Raw genomic sequence first — 20,741 nt, forward strand, 5'->3', positions numbered from 1 at the left:
GTTATACCACATCAACGGTAAGCAGAACCTTTACCATTAGTGCCGCTCCGGCTGTGGTAGTAAATCAACCGGCCAACAGCACTACCAGCGCTTGTGCCTATGTTAACCAAGCTGCTGTTGATGCAGCGTTTGCCCAATGGTTGACAGGCTTTACAGTAAGTGGCGGATGTGATCCTCATGGAAACTATGGGCAACCAACAGCACCAGCTTGGTGTACAGGAGGAACAACTAGTGTTACTTATACTGTAACGGATAAATGTTATGCCACTACAACAGTAACCAGAACCTTTACCATTACAAGAGCTGATAAACTTAATGTTGTTTGTCCTGGTGATACATCAGTTGCTTGTGGATCAAATGCAAATGATTTATTTATTCAATGGATAGCTGGGTTTAGTTATAATGGAGGATGTCCAGGTGCTATAGCGACTGACTTGTCTCAATATCAAACGGCTCCATTGCCTGGTCAATCAGTAACTATTACATATTCGGTAACAGATGGTTGTCAATCAGTGTCTTGTACTTCGAAATTTACAGTTCAAAGTTGCAGTCACATATTCCCGACTCAAACAACCTGCTGTAATTATTCAACAGGAACGGCTACCGGATTGTATAATGTTTGTACAACAGTAAGTGGTCCAGGTATAACAGGGGGAACTGTTACTAATGCCGTTCCGGGTGTGATGTTCTACTATTCAAATGTGGTTGCCCCAGCAGCTAGCTTCACAATTGAAGTGAAACAATCTAATGATGGTGATTTGAACAAGTTGTTCCAAGTTCATGGTTACGATAAAGGTAGCCTTCAACAAATACGTTTGTATACAAGTTCTTGTGAAAATGTATCATTTAAAGCTAGCTTTATAAGTAATGGTACAGGGGCAAAATATATTGTAACAGGTGCGACTCCTGGTGCAACATATATTGTTTCGGTGAAATACAATGTGAAATCTATTCAAGGAGGAGTTTATTCTGGTTCAGATCGTACAAGTAAATATACTTTTGCATGTTATCTAAATGGATCAGGATTACCTGCTGCAGATACTTCGGGAACTATAGATGCTGTTTCAGGTTGTCAAGACAATACTCCGTTACCAGCGGATTGTACAATGCCTTTAACAACAGCTAGAGGTGAAGTTGTTACTATAGAAGATAATTTCGGTTTATCCGTAATAGCATATCCTAACCCTTATTCAAATAATTTCAATTTGAATGTGAAAACCTTAAGTGAAGATAAAGTGTCCTTATCAGTTTATGATATGTTAGGCCGATTAATCGAAAATCGCGATTTGAATCCTAGAGAAACATCAGAAATAAAAATAGGAGATCGCTATCCTTCAGGAATTTACAATGTAATTGTGACTCAAGGAGACGAAGTGAAAACGCTTAGAGTTATTAAAAGATAATTTTTAAATCAATTAACAAAGTAAAGCCCCTCAATTGAGGGGCTTTTTTAATGTTTAAATGAGGCTCTTGGATAAAAAACAATGATGTTTCATTTATTGATGCTACTTTTTCTGAGCGATATAATAATACCAATTGCTAATGCCAAAGCAATAAAACCAAGAGAAACCCATTCTGGGAATTTATAATAATGTACTAGTAACATTTTAATGCCAACAAAACTTAAAATAGCAATCAGGCTGTATTCTAAGTAACTGAACTTTTCCAACATATTAGCCAAAAAGAAATACATGGAACGCAAACCCAGTATGGCAAAAATATTAGAACTAAATACCAAAAAAGGGTCAGCAGTAATAGCAAGTATGGCAGGAACACTGTCTAAGGCAAACAGCATATCCATTACTTCAATAACAATTAATGCTACAAAAAGCGGTGTCGCAGCGGTTATATGTTTTCTTTTTACAAAGAAATGCTCTCCGTCAGTATGACTTGTTATAGGCATGATTTTACGCAAATTTCTGTATATAAAGGACTTCTTAGGGTTAAATTCTTCCTCATCTCCTTTGAATAACATTTTAAACGCAGTAAAAATCAAAAAAGCTCCAAACAAATAAGTCATCCAACTGAATTTGTTTATCAATATAACGCCAAAGAAAATCATCAATCCCCTGAAAATTATTGCGCCAAGGATTCCCCAAAACAAAACTCTGTGCTGGTATTTCTGTGAAATTTTAAACGAAGCAAAAATTACTGCGATTATAAAAATATTATCAATGCTAAGTGATAACTCTATTAAATAACCTGTAATGTACTTCATGGTAGCGACAGCAGGCTTTATTTTTGTTGGATTAGCTATGTATTCATTACTGTATAGCCAGTTTATAATCCCCGAAAACAGAAAAGAAAGAGTGACCCAAACAGCAGTCCAAATACCGGCTTCTTTTGGTTTAATAACGTGTGGGTCTTTATTAAAGACTCCTAAATCTAAAGCAAGAAAAACGAAAATAGTTGCTAAAAACAAAGCCCAAACAATCATAACATATCTTTTGATTACTACAAATATAGAAGATTGTATGTTTCAAAGAGTAATATTTAACGATTTAGATTTCTATTGGGTTGCATAGTAAAATTGTATATTTTATAATTTAACCCCTAAAATAATAGGGTATAAATATTTTAATTTAAAAATATTGCTATATTTGCTTCAAATTAATAGGGTATAACTTTTAAAATTAAATTTATGTCAACTTTACGTTTTCAAGCATTAAAAAATGCATCAGGTAGAAAACCTGTAAAATTTGAAGAAGCTGATAAAAAATCAGCCATTTTCGGTGCCAATGTGTTTAATGATAAAGCCATGAAGCAGTTTCTGACTTCGGATGCTTATAAAGGAGTGAAAGATGCAGTACAGCACGGAACTAAAATTGACAGAAAGTTAGCCGATTATATCGCTATGGGAATGAAAGAATGGGCTGTTGCCAAAGGCGTAACACATTACACGCACTGGTTTCAACCTTTAACTGGGACAACTGCTGAGAAACATGATGCCTTTTTCGAAACTTCTTATGACGGTTCAGATCCTCTGGAGAAATTTGGCGGAGGGCAATTGGTACAACAAGAACCGGATGCCTCTTCTTTTCCAAATGGAGGAATCAGAAATACTTTTGAAGCTCGTGGCTATACGGCTTGGGACCCAACGTCTCCGGCTTTTATTTTTGGAACTACTTTGTGTATTCCAACCGTATTCATTTCGTATACAGGAGAAGCTTTAGATTATAAAACGCCACTATTACGTGCATTGAATGCTGTGGATGAAGCAGCAACCGATGTTTGTAAATATTTCGATAAAAATGTTAAAAAAGTAACCGCAACTTTAGGTTGGGAACAAGAATATTTCTTAGTTGATAGTTCCTTGGCTAACTCAAGACCGGATTTGTTATTGACAGGAAGAACTTTGCTAGGACATACCTCTGCCAAAGGACAACAATTAGATGATCATTATTTTGGTTCCATTCCTTCTCGTGCTTTAAACTACATGAGAGAATTGGAAGAAGAATGTATGTATCTTGGAATTCCGGTTAAAACACGTCATAACGAAGTAGCGCCTAACCAATTTGAATTAGCACCAATATTTGAAGAAACCAATTTAGCGGTGGATCACAACTCTTTACTAATGGATGTAATGTCTAAAGTGGGAGAGCGTCACGATTTTAAAGTGCTTTTCCATGAAAAACCTTTTAAAGGAGTAAACGGTTCTGGAAAACACAATAACTGGTCATTGGCTACTGATACTGGCGTAAATTTATTGTCTCCAGGTAAAACACCGATGAGCAATTTGCAATTCTTGTCTTTCTTTATCAATACCATTAAAGCGGTAAACGAATACGAAGAATTGCTTCGTGCAGCTATCGCAACAGCCAGTAACGACCATAGATTAGGCGCTAACGAAGCACCACCGGCTATTATTTCAGTTTTCATCGGAGCTCAATTGACGAAAGTTTTAGCTGAATTGGAAGGCGTAACCAATGGTAAATTATCGCCGGAAGAAAAGACCGATTTAAAGTTGAACGTAGTGGGTAAAATTCCGGATGTGCTATTAGACAATACCGATAGAAACAGAACTTCACCTTTTGCTTTCACCGGAAATAAATTTGAGTTTAGAGCTGTAGGTTCTTCTGCCAACTGCGCGAATGCCATGACTACTCTGAATTCTATAGTTGCTAAACAATTAAAAGAATTCAAAAAAGAAGTAGACGCTTTAATTGAGAAAAAAGATTTAAAGAAAGATGAAGCGATTTTCAATGTCTTAAGAGAGTATATCAAAGAAACCAAAAACATTCTTTTTGAAGGTGACGGTTACAGCGATGCTTGGGAAAAAGAAGCTAAAAAACGCGGTTTGAGTAATCACAAAACAACACCGGCCGCTTTGAAAGCTAAAGTATCTAAAAAAGCACTAGACTTATTCAAAGATTTGAACGTAATGAACCATGTAGAAGTGGAAGCCCGTTACGAAATTGAATTGGAAGAATACACTAAGAAAATTCAAATTGAAGGTAGAGTGCTTGGCGATATCGCTCGCAATCATGTGATTCCAACAGCGATTCGCTATCAAAATACTTTAATCGAAAATGTACGCGGATTAAAGGAAATCTTCGGTAAAGACTTTGAGAAAATTGCCAAAGAGCAAATCGTTTTAATCAAAGAAATATCATCACACATCGAAGGAATTAATACCAATGTAGAAGCGATGACTGAGGCCCGTAAAAAAGCCAATGCCTTAACCGATGTTCAAAAAATGGCCGAGATGTATTGCGATAAAGTAAAACCTTATTTCGAAATCATCCGTGAACACTGCGATAAATTAGAGCTTTTGGTGGATGATGAAATTTGGACCTTAACCAAATACAGAGAATTGCTATTTACACGTTAGTTATAATTAGTATGCTCCAATAAAAAAACCGCTCAATGAGCGGTTTTTTTATTTTATTCTATAATCATTAATTCTTAACAGAAGTGATTACATCGCTGCTATAAACCTGTTGGCTAAAAGTTTGTGTTGACCATACTCCATTTGAAAACCCTTTGACTGTATTGATGTCCAATATTAAGAAATTACCATTTGATTCGATTATATCGCTGCTATAAACCTGTTGGCTAAAAGTTTGTGTTGACCACACTCCGTTGAAAAAACCTTTCACAGTATTGTTGTCTATAACTAAAAAATTACCATTAGAAGCAATAATATCTGAAGCATAAACCTGTTGGCTAAAAGTTTGTGTTGACCAGACCCCATTGGAAAATCCTTTTATGGTATTGCCGTCCAATACCAAGAAATTGGCGTTTGATCCAATCATGTCAGAACTGTAAACTTGTCCACTAAAGGATTGTGTTGCCCATGTTCCGTTAGCAAAACTTTTAACAGTTGATCCATCCAAAATCAAGAACATTTTATTGGTTTCAATAATATCACTGCTATAAATCTGTTGGCTAAAAGTTTGTGACGACCATATACCGTTATTAAATCCTCTTACTACAGTGCCATCAATAATGATAAAAGCACTACTTTTAAGGGCATCAGTGCCAATATTGCTTACAGCGCTAGAGGGAATAGTTGATACTGTTCCGGCGTGCATGGCATAAGGTACAGAAAGCAATTGGGTAGTACCAACAGGAAGATAAGTCGTTCCTCCCGTAGCATCCATTTCTACTTTTAAAAATTTAGAGTTGGTTCCCCAGTTTATAGTATTGAAGGCGCCTGAGACAAGAGTTCCCTGACCAATTACCAAATTAAATAATCCTTGGGCATTCGTGGTTTTCAATTGTGTTTCAACATATAAAACGGTTCCCGATGCTGAGTTATCTAAAATGGAAAGTTTGACTCTGACATTGGAACTCACCACAGGAGCTCCCGAACCATTTAGTGCAATAGCTTGATAGGATATGCCTTGTGGGACTTGTGCAAAAGTCAATAAGGAAATAAAAAGTGCCGATAATAGTATTAATTTTTTCATGAAATAGTGTGATTTTTGTTGTTGTTAATCTAATAATAATGTGCCAGATATGGGTAACGTATGCCAACTGTAGGTTGGGGTGGTAGTATAATTGTTATCATAAACATTGGGGCCGTATATATAGACGTTAGATGACGTAAAGACCATTAAGCCGCTTGACGAATATTTGATTTTTAAAAAAGTTCCCGAAATAGGAGTCGATGTCCAGGACGATGTAATGGCATCATAGGCATAGATGGTAGTCGCTGTCACAACACAAGAACCTATAGCATCAACAACAGGCCCCGAAATAGGTGCCGAAATCCAGTTGTAAGTTCCCCCGGTGTCAGCTCTATACATATAAATATTGGTTGAAGTCACAACAGTGGTTGTATACGGACTGTAGGTGAAAATTTTAAAAGGCTGCCCCGAAATAGGGTAGTTATGCCAACTACTCAATCCATTTGGATCATCTGTAGATGGTGCAAAGATATAAGCATTGGTACTTGTCAAAAAACTGTTCTGTGATTTCATAAAAGGAGTCCCCGAAATAGGAGTAGAGTACCAGGCATAATTATTTGGAGGAGTACCACTATCCGCTAATTCTGTTCCTTCTGAATATACATAAGCATTGGTTGATGTCATAAAGGAAGAAGAGTAGGATTGAAAAAAGGCATGGCTAACATCTGGCCCTCCTGTTATATTTTCACTGTCTACTTTTCCGGCAAACTGGGCGTAAGGAACACTCCACAATTGGGTTGTGCCAACTAAGACATAAGTAGTGCCTCCTGTAGTATCCATTTCTACTTTTAAAAACTTACTGTTTGTTTCCCATTTTATCGCTGAAAATATTCCTACTGTTGGAATACCTTGCCCAATAATTAAATTGAATAACCCTTGTGCATTGGTAACGGCAGTATGTGTTTCGGTATACAAAACAGTACCGGAAACAGAACTGTCAAGTATTGATAAACGAATTCCAACATTAGAACTCACTACCGGAACTCCGGAACCATCAAGTGCAATGGCTTGATAAGATATCCCTTGTGGTACTTGTGCAAAAGTCAACAGGGAAATAAAAAAAGCAGGTAATAGTAATAGTTTTTTCATATCAATGTTTGATTATTTTAAAGGAACTGATGGTTTTATTCGAAAATTGAATCAGATAAACACCGGCTTGTAGTGCTGATAAATCCAAAGAATTGTCCGCAGTAATCTGTTTCTGAGAAACCAATTGCCCCGATAAATTGTAAATTGAGACTTTTTCATCCAAAAGAGCAGTGTCTGTTTGAAAATAAATGGTGGCCGTTGTCGGGTTTGGATAAACAACAATTTTTTGACTAAGTTCCAATTGAGGAACTTCAAGCGCTTGTTGTGTTTGTGCCAAAATCCCAATAATTCCGGAACTGGATTGTGTTTGATTTTGTGGGACAACCACAATTTCACCGATAGAAACAGATGAATTAGAAGCTATAACACTGCCTGAATTTACTGACTGTATCAATGATTGAGAACTAGCTGATAAGGAGACGATTAGTAATAATAAGAGTGAGTATTGTTTCATTTGTTAAAGTTTTTATTTACAAATATAAATAATATTATTTAACTATTTAACACAATTTTCACAATCAAAAACTATTTTTACGTAACTTTCGTTAGTCTTAAAACAATCTATGAAACCAATTTTTGTTTTTCTTTTTGTAATGCTGTTTGCCAACTCTTTTTATGCTCAAGAACAATTTGCAGTATATTTTGATAGCAATAAATTTGATTTAACTTCCAAAGAAAAAACAAAGCTTAACGATTGGATAGCTGAGAACAAGACCAACAAAATTGTCGCCATTCACGGTTTCACGGATGAAGACGGAACCACCGGTTTTAATGATACTCTGGCTCAAAAACGGGTAGATTGTATTTTTAACACTATCAAAAATCAAATCAAAATCAGAGAAGATTTTAAAACCAGAAGCTTTGGCGAAAGTTTCAATCAATCCAAAAACAAAGCCGAAAACCGGAAAGTACTCATCTACTATATTTTAGAAAAAGATATCGTTCGCGAAGATGAAATTCTGGGTATCAAAAAAGAAGCCGCTGAAGAACAACCCAAACCCGAAGTTAATTACCCTGAGAAATTAGTTTTCGAAAATCCCAATGGCACCACTTCTGAATTCAAGCTCGACCGAACTTTCATGAAGAAAGTAGGCGAAGCAAAAAAAGGGGAGAAACTAAAAATTGATAACCTCAATTTCATTATCAACACTTTTGCAGTAGTGCCCGAATCCCGTGGAAAACTGTATGAGTTGCTGCTGGTATTGCAACGAAATCCTCAACTGAAAATAGAAATTCAAGGCCATTTGTGCTGTATGCCTAACGATAGATTGGATTTGTCAACTCAAAGAGCCAAAGCCATTTATAACTTTTTGGTAGCCAATGAAATTTATCCGGGAAGATTGTCTTATAAAGGTTTTGGCAGTACACAACCTATTTATCCGCTCCCGGAAAAAGACGAAAAAGAACGCGCGGCCAACCGAAGAGTAGAAATTTTAATCGTAGAAAATTAATGAAACTGAAGGTTGTCATATTGTTTTTTCTGATTTCTTTAAAGTGTTTGGGACAACAACAATTTGAAGTGTTTTTCGATTTCAATAAAGACTTTCCAAACGAAAAATCCATTTTAGCTTTCAACGAATGGATTGCCAAAAATAAAAACCTGGAAGTAGTAAAAATGATGGGCTATTGCGATAGTGTAGATACTAAAAATTACAACAAAAAATTGGCAGAACGTCGCCTTGATAATGTGCAAATTTTATTAGGGAAAAGCGGTTTAAAAATCAATGACAATTTGGAGCGAATTGCATTTGGCAAAGAATTCAAGCAATCAAAAATCCAAGCGGAGAATCGTAAAGTAACTATCTTTTATAATGAAATAAAACCGGTTGTACCCATTCGGTCCGAGTTGACGGAGAAAATTATGAATTCAAAAGTTGGTGAGACTGTCACTTTGCCCAATATTTATTTCTTCAATAATTCAGCGCGAATAGTCCCCAAATCACAGCCAACCTTGGTTCAGTTGCTTTGCGCAATGGAAGAAAATCCGAATCTCAAAATTGAAATTCAAGGACATATTTGTTGTCAAAAAGTTTTCGATGTGAATGATGTTTCTCTTTCAAGAGCCAGAGCTATTTACATTTATTTGATTCGAAATAAAATTGATAAAAAACGCTTAACCTTTAAAGGCTACGGAACTTCAAGACCCATACACCCCATTCCGGAAAAATCAGCACAGGAAGAAGACGAGAACCGAAGAGTAGAGATTTTGATTTTAGAGAAGTAAATTACATTTTCAAATTGCCTAATTGCCGCATTAAACCTATCTTTGCGCAACACAACTAACAACTACATAATGAGCTCTGATAACAGTCAACGCTACAATCTGCGAGGAGTTTCGGCTTCCAAAGAAGATGTGCACAACGCCATCAAAAACATCGATAAAGGATTATTCCCCAGAGCTTTCTGCAAAATTGTTCCCGATTATCTGACCAATGACGACACATATTGTCTAATCATGCACGCTGATGGCGCCGGAACTAAGTCGTCTTTAGCCTATATGTATTGGAAAGAAACCGGTGATTTGTCGGTTTGGAAAGGCATTGCACAAGATGCATTGATTATGAATATCGATGATTTGCTTTGTGTGGGCGCGACCGATAATATTTTGCTTTCCTCCACTATAGGAAGAAATAAAAACCTGATTCCGGCCGAAGTTATTTCTGCCATTATCAACGGAACCGAAGAACTGATTGCCGAGTTGAAAACCTTTGGCGTGACAATACATTCCACTGGTGGTGAAACTGCCGATGTGGGCGATTTGGTCAGAACCATCATTGTAGATTCTACAGTTACTGCCCGCATGAAACGCAGCGATGTGGTTGATAATGCCAATATTCAAGCGGGTGATGTGATTGTGGGTTTGGCGTCTTTCGGTCAGGCCAACTATGAGAAAAGCTACAATGGCGGTATGGGCAGCAACGGTTTAACGTCGGCGCGCCATGATGTTTTTGCCAACTATCTTGCCAATAAATATCCGGAAAGTTTTGATGCTTCGGTGCCAAAAGATTTGGTGTATTCTGGAAATACAAAATTGACCGATGCGGTTGAAAATTCCCCAATTGATGCTGGGAAATTAGTCTTATCTCCAACCAGAACGTATGCTCCGATTATAAAATCGATTTTAGACAACTATACTCCAAACGAAATTCACGGCATGGTGCATTGCTCGGGCGGTGCGCAAACCAAAGTCCTGCATTTTGTGGATAATGTTCATGTGATTAAAGACAATTTGTTTCCGGTTCCGCCTTTATTCAAATTGATACAGGAACAATCGAAAACAGATTGGAAGGAAATGTATCAGGTTTTTAATTGTGGTCACCGAATGGAATTATACGTGCCAAATGAAATCGCTCAGGACATCATCGAAATCTCAAAATCCTTTGGTGTGGAGGCTCAAATTGTGGGTAGAGTAGAAGCTAATGCAACCAAAAAACTCACCATTAAAAGTGAGTTTGGAGTGTTTGAATATTAATTTTCTTTGTAAATAGTAATACGAAATAAGAGTACGGTTACTCTTTTATAAATTTAATGGATTTTGTATTGTTTAAATGTATCAGATATAAGCCTTTTGATAACATTTCCACATTTATTTTTTTGTCGGAACCCAATATTTGATTTATAATTATTTTTCCGGTCATATCAGTTATTTTTATGCTTTCGCCAGCTTCAATGTTCGTAAATGTAATTACATCATTTACAGGGTTTGGAAAAAATGACAATTGTTTTGTTAATTGATTCTCTGGATTTGCCAATGCAGTTGTTATGTTATACTTTTCAATAAAAAAACCTTTTAATCCGGGTGCTGTAGTCCAAGTATCCCCTAATGTTATTATTGAATTATTAGTTATATAGAAATTCATAAAAAGTGCAGTATTTGTAGCAATTTGTATATTTTGAGTTCCATCGTTATCAAAAGTAGCATCTAACGTGCCATCCGTATTGATTCTGTAAATGGTTGTAGTATAGATACCACCGTTTCCGTAATTGTGAATGACAAAGGGTTTATTGTCATTTTGAAGTGCTATAGTTCTTGTGTTGTTTGGGAAAACAGATGAAACACCTGCAACACCAAAGGAATTATCAAAACTGAAGTCACTATTGTATTTTTTTGCTTTTATGGTATGATAATCAAATGCACCGACCAATAATTTATCATCGTTTTGTAATTCATAGTAAACACCGTTCATACCCATATTGCCGTTTGAGGTTATTTCAGCACCATCAGGAGTTCCGTCAGGATTTAAACGTGTTATTTTAAAACTATAAAAAGAACTGTTTTGAATTTCATCAACAAGTATAATTTTATCATCAGATCGAACAATAACTTTGGCGGGTGTATCAACACCTCCATAAATTGATTCCCCAAATATGGTATTGTTTACATTAAATGTATCATCAATAGTCCCGTCGGGGTAATATCGTTCGATTTTGATTCTGTTTCCAACAAAAGTAAAGAAACGATAAGCAATAATTATCTTTCCGTCGTTTTGTATGGCTATGCTTGGCATATATTTTTCAATACTTCCTAAGTTTCCAAAGGTTAAATCCAAGGAGCCATCACTATTGTACTGTTTAACAGAGTTTTCACTTAAAAGTAATAATTTTCCACTAGGAATTGCATATAAACTTTTGGCGTAAACGCCAACTCCTCTATCAGTGATTAGGTGTCCATCTGTTCCAAAATTTGTATCGATTGAACCATTTTGATTAAATCTTACGACAAAGCCAACGGAGCTTTGACCAATATTTTCAGCGTCTCCAAAAACAACTATTTTGCCATCATTTTGAACAACAACATCACGAGAATGATAATTATCATAGCCTAAATCAACAACTTTCACACCATTCACCCCAAATGAAGAATCAAGAACAAGGGATTGTTGCGCATTAGAATTAATGGTAAAGAGTAAAAAGAATAGTAATTTTATTTTGTTCATAGGGGATACATTTATGTTTTAATGCTATAGCTATTTTTTTTGATCTCATAAAATTAATGAAAATTCTTTAATTTCTGAAAAACTTTGCGAACTTTGTTGTTCAATTAATTGTTATGAAAATCAATCCCAAAAACGGTGTAGACCAATTGTTATTCGGCATGAAACAATCGCATGTGGAAGCCATTTATGGCAAGCCTTCTAAGCAATTCAAAGACGAAGATGGCAATGTGATTTATTTGTATAATACCGAAAAACTGCGCCTAACGTTCTATGAAGACGAAGCATTCCGATTGGGATATATCATTACGTCTAATGAAGAGGCTGCTCTTTTAGATAAAAAAGTGATGGGCAAAAATGTAACGGAAGTAAAATCCGAATTACCTTTTAAATCCTGGGAACAGGAAGATTTTGACAGCACCGAAAATCACTTTAACGAAAGCAACTGGTTAATTCTGCAATCGGAGTTTGATGTGATTATTCGAGTAGAAATTGGCGCCATCATCAAAGACAACGACGAGTTTGACTGGAAGTTTAAGGCTTAGATAATTTCGGCACTCAAACCGGCTTCTAACAATTGAGTGCATTGTGGTTTTAACTCGTCAAAAGAACCTGTTTTTACAGTGCATTTTCCTTTGTAATGAACCAATATGGCACATTGTTCGGCTTGCTCCGAAGTATGTTGGCAAACGCGAATCAAGGTGTCAATCACATGATCAAAAGTGTTCACATCGTCATTATACAATACGATTTCATTATTGATGCCAACTTGTTCTTCAACTAAAACGTCTTCCTGTATTTTTTCTATAGTGCTCATTTTCATTTCATTTTACAAGGGTAAAATTTCCAGCCGCTAATTTACATATTTCAAAGAAACCCAATTATTTCTTTCGAATTTTTTAACATAAGTTAACCCTTTTTCCACGCAGGAAGCATCAATAAAAGGAATGTCTTCCGTATAGAATCCACTCAACAAAAGGATGCCGTTTTGGTTCAGGCAATCCACGTATTGCTGCATGTCATTCAATAAAATATTGCGATTAATGTTGGCAATAATCAAGTCGTATTTTTTGCCTTTCAACAACTCAGCATCGCCTTCATAAACGGTGATTTCATGGCAATTATTGCGTTCGGCATTTTCAATCGAATTCAAATAACACCAGTTGTCAATGTCAATGGCATCAATAGGTTTGGCGCCTTTCATTTCAGCCAAAATAGCAAGGATTGCTGTACCGCAGCCCATATCTAAAGTCTTTAAATTAGTAACTTCCGTTTCTAAAAGATGCTGAATCATCATGTGGGTAGTTTCGTGATGACCGGTGCCAAAACTCATTTTAGGTTCGATTACGATATCAAACTCGGCTTCAGTTTTGGGATGGAAAGGAGCACGGACATGGCATTTGCCATCTACATCAATGGGTTCGAAGTTTTTTTCCCATTCTTCATTCCAATTGACTTGGTCAATCTCCTCGATTGTGTAGGAAATAACGAATTCAGAAGAATGTAGCAAATAAATATCATCTAATATATCTTTAGAGCAAAGGTCTTTTTGAATGTAAGCCACAAAACCATTGTCGGTTTCAATGAAGCTTTCAAAAGGTTTTTCACCCAATTCGGCGATTAAAATTTCGGAACCTAATTCTTTGGGTTCTACCTGAAAGTGATACCCTAAATATATATTTGACATGCTGTAATTTTTGGCAAAGGTAACAATCCAAAGCCTTACAACGAAGTCATTGTCTGTAAATTTTTAGTCTGATTTTACGATGGCTTTTAGACTCGCATTTGGGATTTCATCTGTTTTTACACTGAAAATCATTAGCTTGTTGTAGCGTTTGTCATCAGCATCATACAGATAAGTAATGGTGTTGTCTTTCGGATTGTAGGTTAGTTTAGCTCTCATGAATTTTGAGCGAATTAACCAACTTCCAGTCTCTTCACTGTCTTGTGCAAATTGATAAATTGAGCCGTGATGCATTCTGACCTGCCCATTATCCACCATGCTGATAACGATGTAACCATTGGTTTTAGAGCCAATTTCCCGAATATCTATCACTGAGTTTTCATACTCGGTTTCTATCAATTCATATTTTTCGAATTCTTTATTCCAAACATAATATTTCCGGGTGTCTGACTGGAAACGTTTTTGAGTATCAATTTGCGCATGCATGTTCCAACCGAAAACCAGCATGAGAATTAGAATGAGTTTTGCTTTCATTTGACTTTTGACTTTAGGGACGCCGTAAAACTAAGCATATTATTCGATTAAATACAAATAAAATCGATGAAATGCATTTTAATTTTTTTATAATAAAAAAAACCTTTCAAATCAATGAAAGGTTTCTATGTGTATTTAAAGTAAATTATTTTAAATAGAGCTGACGATGGCTGCAAAATCGGAAGCTTTCAAGGCGGCACCGCCAATTAATCCTCCGTCAACATCGGGTTTTGAGAAAATTTCTTTAGCGTTATCGGGTTTTACACTGCCGCCGTATAAGATAGAAACATCTTCAGCCACATCGCTTCCAAATCTTTTTCGGATGGTTTCTCTAATAAATTCGTGCATTTCCTGTGCTTGTTCCGGCGAAGCGGTTTCTCCGGTTCCAATAGCCCAAACCGGTTCATATGCCAAGATGATTTGTTCCCAATCTTTATTGTCGATATGAAATAAACCGTCACGCAGTTGGTTTTCAACTACATTAAAATGTTGTTTGCTTTGTCGGTCTTTCAACTCTTCGCCAAAACAGAAGATTACGGTCATATCATGTTTTAAAGCAGTTGTTGCTTTTTGAGCCAAAATAGCATCGGTTTCATGAAAATAAGCACGACGTTCAGAATGACCAAGAATTACAATATTAACCCCAATACTTTTCAACATCTCGGCCGAAATTTCACCGGTATAGGCACCACTTTCATTTTGATGCATATTTTGGGCTGCGACTCCGATATTAGTAAATTCTAAATGATCAACAGCTGAGGCTAAGTTGACAAATGTTGGTGCCACGATAACCTGAGCTTCAACATCGTGAGGCAATTTATCGATTAATTCGTTTAATAAATCTTCGGTTTCTTCGGCATTTTTATGCATTTTCCAATTGCCTGCCACAATCTTTTGTCTCATTATTGTAAAGTTTTTAAAGTCTCATTAATTTTATCAAAATCGGTTTCTATGGCGCGATAAATGACAATTTTTCCGGTTTTATCAATGATGATATATCTCGGAATCCAATCTAAATCTATGGATTGACCAAAGGCACCTTTCATACCGTCGGTGGCCCAATAATGGTCGCCTTTTAGTTCGTGTTTTTCAATGCCGGTTTGCCATTTGTCAAACGCTTTATCCATAGAGATGAATACATAGTCTACGGTCGGATTATTCTCCTGCATTGCTTTTACATTTGGCATTGCTTTTACACAATCGCCACACCACGAAGCCCAAACTTCAATTACGGTAACTTTGCCGGTATGCTTTTTTAAAATAGATTTAAAGCTAACTTCTTTGTTTTCTGTATTGATTAATTTTTTGGACAAAGCTTCTTTAGAGAATTTAGTTTTTTCGGCAGTTGTAAAAGCGAATATCGCAGTCATGGCCACGAGACATACTATTATTTTTTTCATATTTCTTTTTCAGCAAAAGTAAGACTTGCGGTTTTTTTGATTCCTAATTTTTTCCTAATTATTTAGGATCATCATGTTTTTCAGCATCTTTAAGAAAGAATAATTTGTGTTTTTTTCTTTTGCGTATACGTCTTTCCTGTTTCTTTTTAAAATCGTATAAATACTTTATAATAAGGATAACGCCTAATACAGAAGTAAACACTAAAGTACTGCCAATAATAATGTATAATGTATTTCCCAATGGTGGATTTTCCATGGTGGAAATATGATTCAAAACAAAATAGCCAATAATGAATCCAATGATACAAAAGCCGATGCCAATCAGACCTCTTTCATGAACTTTTTTCGACATGATATACTTAATCATAAATCTAAATTTTAATATTTAAATGTAATAAAAATAAATAGAACAGCTCTATTTTTTCAGTTCCGAAAATGGTTTGTTTATTAATTTTTGGTAATCAACCGGATTGAATTTATTATCGGTAATTCCGAAATAGTATTTGTATTCATTACCATTCCACAAATATTTAACACCCGGTGTGTCTTTTCCTGAACCTAAAACTTTCCAAAATGGAATCACTTCAATGATTTTATAGGGATATTCCGCGCCAGCTTCTTTGAAAAAATCCGGAATCAAATCGGCTTCTTCATTCATGAAAATAATGGAGATTTCCGGAAAATTCTTGTTGGTTTTTCTTAATTCGGTTAATTCTTTAGCTGCCTGGCGGCAATGATCACAACCTGGCACAAAGAAGCATAGTGTTTTTCTTCCTTTGTCAATATTGGAAAAATACTGAGCATAACCTGATTTGTGTTTTTCAGGTTCGTTAACTACAGGTTTTGCGACTACTTCGTCAGTTACTGCTTTTTTAATGGAATCTTTTGCAATCGCCGGAACAACTTTAGTGGTATCAACAGTTGTTGATTGAATAGTATCTGCTGAAGTTTCTTCAGGAGCAGAAACAGTGAAGTTACTGGCCGGCGGCTGGATAGGAGCCAACATGAATAACATCAATATCATGGCAAAAGTAACACTCGTTAACACCCAAAAATTATCTTTTCTTTCATTGGTTTTGGGCATGATGATGAACAACCAAACCAGTAAAATCATCGCTACCACATTTTTGGCAATGGCCTGTACAGGTGTCATTGGCAATAAACTTCCAAAACAACCACAGTTCCCCGAATTGCCACCATCCTGAATGGTAACGATAGTCAAATGCGTAGTGAAAACGGCCAACAGTAAAATCGTTCCGGGAATCACGATGCTTCGCAGAAAGTTCTTTTGTAAAATCAACAAGCCTAAGGCAAATTCAATTCCGATAAGAATTCGGGAAAAATAAGGAGCAAATCCTTCCGAAAATCCCATTGGGTACAATTGTTTTACTTCAAAAGTGGATATGGCAAAGTAAGGCGATGGATATAATTTGGCAACCGCCGATAGCAGAAATAAAAACGAAATCAGAATACGAATGCCCCAAGCGGTATTTTTTTTGGATAGACTCATGGTGTAAAATTATTTTTGCCCGAATTGCATCAAAATCAATGCGAAAACCGAGTAATTAATCATGTCTTGATAATTGGCATCAATGCCTTCTGATACGAGGGTTTTGCCCTGATTGTCTTCAATTTGCTTTACGCGAAGTAATTTTTGCAAAATCAAATCGGTTAACGAACTCACACGCATTTCGCGCCAGGCCTCGCCATAATCGTGGTTTTTGGCTTCCATTAATGATTTGGTCAAAGCTACTTTGGCATCGTATAGCTCGATGGCTTTGGCAACATCCAAATCGGGTTGTTCTACAACGCCCAAATCCAATTGAATTAAAGCCATGATAGAATAATTGATAATCCCAATGAATTCACCGGTTTCGTCTTCATCCACTTTGCGGATTTCGTTTTGCTGTAAACTTCGGATGCGTTGTGCTTTGATGAATATTTGATCGGTTAATGAGGGTAATCTCAAGATGCGCCAAGCACTTCCATAGTCTTTCATTTTATTGCTATACAGTTGTCGGCAAATTGCGATAACCTTGTCATATTCTTGAGAAGTATTACTCATTTCAGTGTATCTTTGTGTCAAATTTTTTCAAAAGTAAAGAATAAAGATTGAAGTTCAAAGGACTAAATCTTATAACTAACTTAAATTGCCAATGACCCTCAACTGCCTCGGAAAACTAGTCGATTTGTCTACTCCCAAAGTAATGGGGATACTGAATGTCACACCCAATTCGTTCTATGATGGCGGAAGGTATTCGGATGATAATGCGCTATTAGTTCAAGTAGAAAAGATGTTGAAGGAAGGTGCTACTTTTATTGATATTGGAGCTTATTCCAGCAAACCTAAAGCCGAATTTGTTTCGGAAGAAGAAGAAATTTCCAGATTGGTTCCAATAGTGAAATTAGTGCTGCAGCATTTCCCGGAAACCTTACTTTCAGTTGATACGTTTCGTGCCAATGTTGCCAAAAGCGCCATTGAAAATGGGGCTTGCCTCATCAATGATATTTCAGCAGGAAGTTTAGATGAAAACATGATGCCAACCGTTGCTGAACTTCAGGTTCCGTATGTTATGATGCACATGAAAGGTACGCCGCAAACGATGCAAAATTTGACACACTATGAGAATGTTACCAAAGAAATGCTGTTTTATTTTTCCGAAAAAGTAAAGCAAGCCCGTAGCCTCGGCATCAATGATTTGATTATAGATCCCGGGTTTGGTTTTGCCAAAACAGTGGAACAGAATTTCGAAGTATTAAATAATTTAGAATTGTTTCAACTGCTTGAATTACCTATCTTAGTTGGTGTTTCCAGAAAATCAATGATATATAAAACGCTGGAAACTTCAGCAGAATTTGCGTTGAACGGCACTTCGGTTTTGAATACCATTGCTTTGCAAAAAGGTGCCAATATTCTCAGAGTTCACGATGTGAAAGAAGCTATAGAATGTATAAAATTAGTGTCCCAATTATGAAAAAAACCGTTATAGCAGCAAGTTGTTTTTTGTTGTTTTCGTGCCAGGATAAAGAAGTGTTGTTGCCCATGGCTGGCGAAACCATAGTGGCAGATGTTCAGGATCATTCGCCTATTTATTTCTTTTATAAAACGGAAGAAAAAGATACTTTGATAGAAGTAAACCGAAAAAATTCCATCAGTTCAACTAATTGGTTGTTCAATATAGATAAGCGATTGCCCTTGCGTTTAGTGATTCCGGAAATTAAAAAGCTTCAAAATAAAAAAGACGGCAGTGTGCACAAAAGTGAAACTTCGGAGAATTATTTCACTTATACCGATACGACCAAAAAGAGTATGGCCTTCTTGCCATTTACCAAAGTGAGATACAAATTTGAAAAACCGGACAACAATCTGTCCATAATCACTTTTGATGAAAATAATCTGGTGCGTTATAAAGACGAGGTTTTTTCTAAAGAACAACTGGCGGTTTTTTTAAATGATTCTTTAAAAGAATTGCCCCAGACCATTATTTTTTGCTTCAGCAAAAAGCTAGCTTTCGGGAAATACATTCAGGATAAATTGTTCTTGAAAAAACTGGTGATTACTAAAAAAGGAGTAGCTGTTAACCACAACAAAGAATACATTTACTAAACTCGCGCTTCGCGCTTTACTGATGATGATAAGGTTCGTTTCTTAAAATGGTGAATCCGCGATACAATTGTTCAATAAAAAACAACCGTACCATTTGATGCGAAAAAGTCATTAACGACAGCGAAATTTTGCCTTGGGCTTTCTTATAAACTTCCTCGCTAAAACCATAAGGACCGCCAATAACAAAAACCAAAGTCTTGGCGCCCGAATTCATTTTCTTTTGCAAATAATCAGAGAAACCAACGCTTGAGAAAGTAGTCCCGTTTTCGTCTAACAGTATTAATTGATCCGTAGGAGTGAGTTTTGCCAAAATTAATTCGCCTTCTTTTTCTTTTTGCTGAGCTTCCGAAAGGTTTTTGACGTTTTTGATATCGGGAATAATTTCCAAATCAAACTTGATGTAAAACGATAGCCTTTTGGTGTAATCATCAAGTAGGGTTTGCAATGCTTTGTTGTCGGTTTTACCGATGGCGAGTAATCTTATATTCATGCAAACTAAGAATTTTGTTGCTTGGTTTTATAGGCTTCAACCAATTCTCTGACCAGTAAACCAAACAAAATTCCAATAGCAAAAATGGATAAAAATTGAATGGTTCTTATGTTTTCGTTGCCATCAATTCGGTTAAAATTGCCTATAGAAAGGATTAGCATTACCGCTAAAAAAATGCGTCTTCTTTTGGGTTCCATTGGATTTGTTTTTAGGGTTCGTAAATTATTTATTCCAAATCTTCCAGGCTTTCTCGGCCTGGAGTATCAACATTTCATAGCCGTTCTTGGTAACCGCGCCTTTTTTCTTGGCTTTTTTCAAAAACTGGGTTTCTTCCGGATTGTATATCAAGTCGAAAGCAATGTGTTTTTCGGTAAAAAAAGTATAAGGAATAGGCGGAAACTCCTTGGTATTAGGGCTTGTTCCTAATGGAGTGCAATTAATAATGATGTGGTAATTGTCAAAAGTGGTAGCATTGATTCGGTCGTAATCAACCATTCCTTCTTTTTCTTCCCGGGAAACGAAGGTGTATAAAATCCCAAGTTTGTTTAACGCAAAAGCAACACCTTTGGCTGCGCCACCGGTTCCGAGGATTAAGGCTTTTTTGTGATGGGGTTGCAGTAACGGTTGCAACGATTTCAGGAAACCGTAATAATCCGAATTGTAGCCTTTGAGTTTTCCTTTTTTGGTAAATCGAATGACGTTAACAGCGCCAATTTGGGCTGCATTTTTAGATAGTTTTGCCAAATAGGGAATGACCGATTCTTTGTAGGGAATGGTGACGTTTAATCCTTTTAAATCGGGGTTATTAGCAATAATAGTCGGAAATTCTTCTATAGACTGCAGGTCAAAATTATCATAGGAACAATCGTCAAGATTGCCCAAAGCGAATTTCTCGGTGAAATACTTTTTGGAAAAAGAATAGGCAATATTTTTCCCGATTAGACCATACTGTCTTTTCGACATTTTATTCCGGTTTTTTATTTTTTGCAATATACTTTTGCACGGATTCTCTTTCCCAAACAGTTGGAAACAATTCTTCCAAAATGGTATGGTGTTTGAAATTCAAACGCAAACCATTACTAAGATGGAAG

Annotated in this window: 24 protein-coding genes; 8 read left to right on the top strand and 16 right to left on the bottom strand. The window is 36.3% G+C overall.

All coding sequences use genetic code 11. The features are described from left to right. The coding region (locus V7D82_RS11130; RefSeq protein WP_333601053.1) for a T9SS type A sorting domain-containing protein at nucleotides 1–1,403 on the top strand (1,403 nt) is incomplete at its 5' end. Between the two features lie 89 nt (nucleotides 1,404–1,492). Here the strand turns inward: V7D82_RS11130 and V7D82_RS11135 are convergent. Continuing rightward, entirely contained in the window at nucleotides 1,493–2,437 is a 945-nt protein-coding gene (locus tag V7D82_RS11135) for a TerC family protein (protein WP_333601054.1), read from the bottom strand. A 204-nt stretch (nucleotides 2,438–2,641) separates the two neighbouring features. On the opposite strand from V7D82_RS11135, the gene V7D82_RS11140 reads away from it, so the two are divergent. After that, the gene (locus V7D82_RS11140; protein ID WP_333601055.1) at nucleotides 2,642–4,831 is read left to right on the top strand and encodes a glutamine synthetase III family protein; all 2,190 of its coding nucleotides are present in this window, start codon (nucleotides 2,642–2,644) and stop codon (nucleotides 4,829–4,831) included. Nucleotides 4,832–4,898: 67 nt separating this feature from the next. Here the strand turns inward: V7D82_RS11140 and V7D82_RS11145 are convergent, their stop codons facing one another. The 3 genes from V7D82_RS11145 to V7D82_RS11155 are packed head-to-tail and all read right to left on the bottom strand — an operon-like array spanning nucleotide 4,899 to nucleotide 7,455. Then, complete coding sequence (locus tag V7D82_RS11145) at nucleotides 4,899–5,912, bottom strand: hypothetical protein (protein WP_333601056.1); 1,014 nt, start codon at nucleotides 5,910–5,912, stop codon at nucleotides 4,899–4,901. A gap of 24 nt (nucleotides 5,913–5,936) precedes the next feature. Continuing rightward, on the bottom strand, nucleotides 5,937–7,001 hold the full coding sequence (locus tag V7D82_RS11150) for a hypothetical protein (RefSeq protein ID WP_333601057.1): 1,065 nt from the start codon (nucleotides 6,999–7,001) through the stop codon (nucleotides 5,937–5,939). 1 nt (nucleotide 7,002) lies between these two features. After that, the gene (locus V7D82_RS11155) at nucleotides 7,003–7,455 is read right to left on the bottom strand and encodes a T9SS type A sorting domain-containing protein (protein WP_333601058.1); all 453 of its coding nucleotides are present in this window, start codon (nucleotides 7,453–7,455) and stop codon (nucleotides 7,003–7,005) included. Between the two features lie 109 nt (nucleotides 7,456–7,564). Here V7D82_RS11155 and V7D82_RS11160 point away from each other — a divergent pair, with 109 nt between their 5' ends. The 3 genes from V7D82_RS11160 to V7D82_RS11170 all read left to right on the top strand — a co-directional run bounded on the left by V7D82_RS11160 (nucleotide 7,565) and on the right by V7D82_RS11170 (nucleotide 10,473). Beyond that, on the top strand, nucleotides 7,565–8,452 hold the full coding sequence (locus tag V7D82_RS11160) for an OmpA family protein (RefSeq protein ID WP_333601059.1): 888 nt from the start codon (nucleotides 7,565–7,567) through the stop codon (nucleotides 8,450–8,452). After that, nucleotides 8,452–9,225, top strand: a complete 774-nt coding sequence (locus tag V7D82_RS11165) for an OmpA family protein (protein WP_333601060.1) — start codon at nucleotides 8,452–8,454, stop codon at nucleotides 9,223–9,225. The genes V7D82_RS11160 and V7D82_RS11165 overlap by 1 nt, the downstream gene beginning before the upstream one ends. 69 nt (nucleotides 9,226–9,294) lie before the next feature. Continuing rightward, nucleotides 9,295–10,473 carry an AIR synthase related protein gene (locus V7D82_RS11170; protein ID WP_333601061.1) on the top strand — a complete coding sequence of 393 codons (1,179 nt, stop codon included), beginning with the start codon at nucleotides 9,295–9,297 and terminating at the stop codon, nucleotides 10,471–10,473. A gap of 37 nt (nucleotides 10,474–10,510) precedes the next feature. Here the strand turns inward: V7D82_RS11170 and V7D82_RS11175 are convergent, their stop codons facing one another. After that, the gene (locus V7D82_RS11175; protein ID WP_333601062.1) at nucleotides 10,511–11,938 is read right to left on the bottom strand and encodes a T9SS type A sorting domain-containing protein; all 1,428 of its coding nucleotides are present in this window, start codon (nucleotides 11,936–11,938) and stop codon (nucleotides 10,511–10,513) included. Nucleotides 11,939–12,051: 113 nt separating this feature from the next. Between V7D82_RS11175 and V7D82_RS11180 the strand changes: the two genes are divergently transcribed. After that, the gene (locus V7D82_RS11180) at nucleotides 12,052–12,480 is read left to right on the top strand and encodes a hypothetical protein (protein ID WP_333601063.1); all 429 of its coding nucleotides are present in this window, start codon (nucleotides 12,052–12,054) and stop codon (nucleotides 12,478–12,480) included. Here the strand turns inward: V7D82_RS11180 and V7D82_RS11185 are convergent. From V7D82_RS11185 to V7D82_RS11220, 8 genes are all read right to left on the bottom strand, one after another. Further along, a complete protein-coding gene (locus V7D82_RS11185; protein WP_333601064.1) occupies nucleotides 12,477–12,752 on the bottom strand; it encodes an ATP-dependent Clp protease adaptor ClpS in 276 nt (91 codons plus the stop codon). The genes V7D82_RS11180 and V7D82_RS11185 overlap by 4 nt on opposite strands. Before the next feature lie 36 nt (nucleotides 12,753–12,788). Beyond that, the gene (gene prmA, locus V7D82_RS11190) at nucleotides 12,789–13,622 is read right to left on the bottom strand and encodes a 50S ribosomal protein L11 methyltransferase (protein ID WP_333601065.1); all 834 of its coding nucleotides are present in this window, start codon (nucleotides 13,620–13,622) and stop codon (nucleotides 12,789–12,791) included. Between the two features lie 63 nt (nucleotides 13,623–13,685). Next, nucleotides 13,686–14,153, bottom strand: coding sequence for a hypothetical protein (locus V7D82_RS11195; protein ID WP_333601066.1), 468 nt, complete (start codon nucleotides 14,151–14,153; stop codon nucleotides 13,686–13,688). A 150-nt stretch (nucleotides 14,154–14,303) separates the two neighbouring features. After that, nucleotides 14,304–15,056 (bottom strand): triose-phosphate isomerase, encoded by a 753-nt coding sequence (gene tpiA / locus V7D82_RS11200; protein ID WP_333601067.1) that lies wholly within the window; start codon nucleotides 15,054–15,056, stop codon nucleotides 14,304–14,306. Beyond that, nucleotides 15,056–15,553, bottom strand: a complete 498-nt coding sequence (locus V7D82_RS11205; RefSeq protein WP_333601068.1) for a TlpA family protein disulfide reductase — start codon at nucleotides 15,551–15,553, stop codon at nucleotides 15,056–15,058. Before V7D82_RS11205 ends, tpiA begins: the two co-directional genes overlap by 1 nt. Before the next feature lie 58 nt (nucleotides 15,554–15,611). Beyond that, nucleotides 15,612–15,920, bottom strand: a complete 309-nt coding sequence (locus V7D82_RS11210) for a hypothetical protein (RefSeq protein ID WP_333601069.1) — start codon at nucleotides 15,918–15,920, stop codon at nucleotides 15,612–15,614. Between the two features lie 48 nt (nucleotides 15,921–15,968). Next, nucleotides 15,969–17,063, bottom strand: coding sequence for a MauE/DoxX family redox-associated membrane protein (locus V7D82_RS11215; protein WP_333601070.1), 1,095 nt, complete (start codon nucleotides 17,061–17,063; stop codon nucleotides 15,969–15,971). Nucleotides 17,064–17,072: 9 nt separating this feature from the next. Further along, nucleotides 17,073–17,618 (bottom strand): DUF1599 domain-containing protein, encoded by a 546-nt coding sequence (locus V7D82_RS11220; protein WP_333601071.1) that lies wholly within the window; start codon nucleotides 17,616–17,618, stop codon nucleotides 17,073–17,075. A gap of 91 nt (nucleotides 17,619–17,709) precedes the next feature. On the opposite strand from V7D82_RS11220, the gene folP reads away from it, so the two are divergent. Then, a complete protein-coding gene (gene folP, locus V7D82_RS11225) occupies nucleotides 17,710–18,528 on the top strand; it encodes a dihydropteroate synthase (RefSeq protein ID WP_333601072.1) in 819 nt (272 codons plus the stop codon). Then, nucleotides 18,525–19,160, top strand: coding sequence for a hypothetical protein (locus V7D82_RS11230; protein WP_333601073.1), 636 nt, complete (start codon nucleotides 18,525–18,527; stop codon nucleotides 19,158–19,160). The genes folP and V7D82_RS11230 overlap by 4 nt, the downstream gene beginning before the upstream one ends. Before the next feature lie 16 nt (nucleotides 19,161–19,176). Here V7D82_RS11230 and rlmH read toward each other — a convergent pair whose 3' ends face one another. Genes rlmH through V7D82_RS11245 form a run of 3 tightly spaced genes read right to left on the bottom strand, consistent with a single transcriptional unit; the run spans nucleotide 19,177 to nucleotide 20,613 of the window. Further along, entirely contained in the window at nucleotides 19,177–19,650 is a 474-nt protein-coding gene (gene rlmH, locus V7D82_RS11235) for a 23S rRNA (pseudouridine(1915)-N(3))-methyltransferase RlmH (protein WP_333601074.1), read from the bottom strand. Nucleotides 19,651–19,655: 5 nt separating this feature from the next. Next, on the bottom strand, nucleotides 19,656–19,847 hold the full coding sequence (locus V7D82_RS11240) for a hypothetical protein (protein WP_333601075.1): 192 nt from the start codon (nucleotides 19,845–19,847) through the stop codon (nucleotides 19,656–19,658). A 25-nt stretch (nucleotides 19,848–19,872) separates the two neighbouring features. Beyond that, a complete protein-coding gene (locus V7D82_RS11245; protein ID WP_333601076.1) occupies nucleotides 19,873–20,613 on the bottom strand; it encodes a shikimate dehydrogenase family protein in 741 nt (246 codons plus the stop codon). Nucleotides 20,614–20,741 lie beyond the last annotated feature (128 nt).

This window comes from Flavobacterium sp. (genome assembly GCF_036741995.1).
Classification (GTDB): Bacteria; Bacteroidota; Bacteroidia; order Flavobacteriales; family Flavobacteriaceae; genus Flavobacterium.

Bases quoted from the DNA above. Each gene is read 5' to 3' on its own strand.
- V7D82_RS11135 (WP_333601054.1), bottom strand. From the start codon at position 2,437: ATGATTGTTTGGGCTTTGTTTTTAGCAACTATTTTCGTTTTTCTTGCT.
- V7D82_RS11140 (WP_333601055.1), top strand. From the start codon at position 2,642: ATGTCAACTTTACGTTTTCAAGCATTAAAAAATGCATCAGGTAGAAAA.
- V7D82_RS11145 (WP_333601056.1), bottom strand. From the start codon at position 5,912: ATGAAAAAATTAATACTATTATCGGCACTTTTTATTTCCTTATTGACT.
- V7D82_RS11150 (WP_333601057.1), bottom strand. From the start codon at position 7,001: ATGAAAAAACTATTACTATTACCTGCTTTTTTTATTTCCCTGTTGACT.
- V7D82_RS11155 (WP_333601058.1), bottom strand. From the start codon at position 7,455: ATGAAACAATACTCACTCTTATTATTACTAATCGTCTCCTTATCAGCT.
- V7D82_RS11160 (WP_333601059.1), top strand. From the start codon at position 7,565: ATGAAACCAATTTTTGTTTTTCTTTTTGTAATGCTGTTTGCCAACTCT.
- V7D82_RS11165 (WP_333601060.1), top strand. From the start codon at position 8,452: ATGAAACTGAAGGTTGTCATATTGTTTTTTCTGATTTCTTTAAAGTGT.
- V7D82_RS11170 (WP_333601061.1), top strand. From the start codon at position 9,295: ATGAGCTCTGATAACAGTCAACGCTACAATCTGCGAGGAGTTTCGGCT.
- V7D82_RS11175 (WP_333601062.1), bottom strand. From the start codon at position 11,938: ATGAACAAAATAAAATTACTATTCTTTTTACTCTTTACCATTAATTCT.
- V7D82_RS11180 (WP_333601063.1), top strand. From the start codon at position 12,052: ATGAAAATCAATCCCAAAAACGGTGTAGACCAATTGTTATTCGGCATG.
- V7D82_RS11185 (WP_333601064.1), bottom strand. From the start codon at position 12,752: ATGAGCACTATAGAAAAAATACAGGAAGACGTTTTAGTTGAAGAACAA.
- prmA (WP_333601065.1), bottom strand. From the start codon at position 13,622: ATGTCAAATATATATTTAGGGTATCACTTTCAGGTAGAACCCAAAGAA.
- V7D82_RS11195 (WP_333601066.1), bottom strand. From the start codon at position 14,153: ATGAAAGCAAAACTCATTCTAATTCTCATGCTGGTTTTCGGTTGGAAC.
- tpiA (WP_333601067.1), bottom strand. From the start codon at position 15,056: ATGAGACAAAAGATTGTGGCAGGCAATTGGAAAATGCATAAAAATGCC.
- V7D82_RS11205 (WP_333601068.1), bottom strand. From the start codon at position 15,553: ATGAAAAAAATAATAGTATGTCTCGTGGCCATGACTGCGATATTCGCT.
- V7D82_RS11210 (WP_333601069.1), bottom strand. From the start codon at position 15,920: ATGATTAAGTATATCATGTCGAAAAAAGTTCATGAAAGAGGTCTGATT.
- V7D82_RS11215 (WP_333601070.1), bottom strand. From the start codon at position 17,063: ATGAGTCTATCCAAAAAAAATACCGCTTGGGGCATTCGTATTCTGATT.
- V7D82_RS11220 (WP_333601071.1), bottom strand. From the start codon at position 17,618: ATGAGTAATACTTCTCAAGAATATGACAAGGTTATCGCAATTTGCCGA.
- folP (WP_333601072.1), top strand. From the start codon at position 17,710: ATGACCCTCAACTGCCTCGGAAAACTAGTCGATTTGTCTACTCCCAAA.
- V7D82_RS11230 (WP_333601073.1), top strand. From the start codon at position 18,525: ATGAAAAAAACCGTTATAGCAGCAAGTTGTTTTTTGTTGTTTTCGTGC.
- rlmH (WP_333601074.1), bottom strand. From the start codon at position 19,650: ATGAATATAAGATTACTCGCCATCGGTAAAACCGACAACAAAGCATTG.
- V7D82_RS11240 (WP_333601075.1), bottom strand. From the start codon at position 19,847: ATGGAACCCAAAAGAAGACGCATTTTTTTAGCGGTAATGCTAATCCTT.
- V7D82_RS11245 (WP_333601076.1), bottom strand. From the start codon at position 20,613: ATGTCGAAAAGACAGTATGGTCTAATCGGGAAAAATATTGCCTATTCT.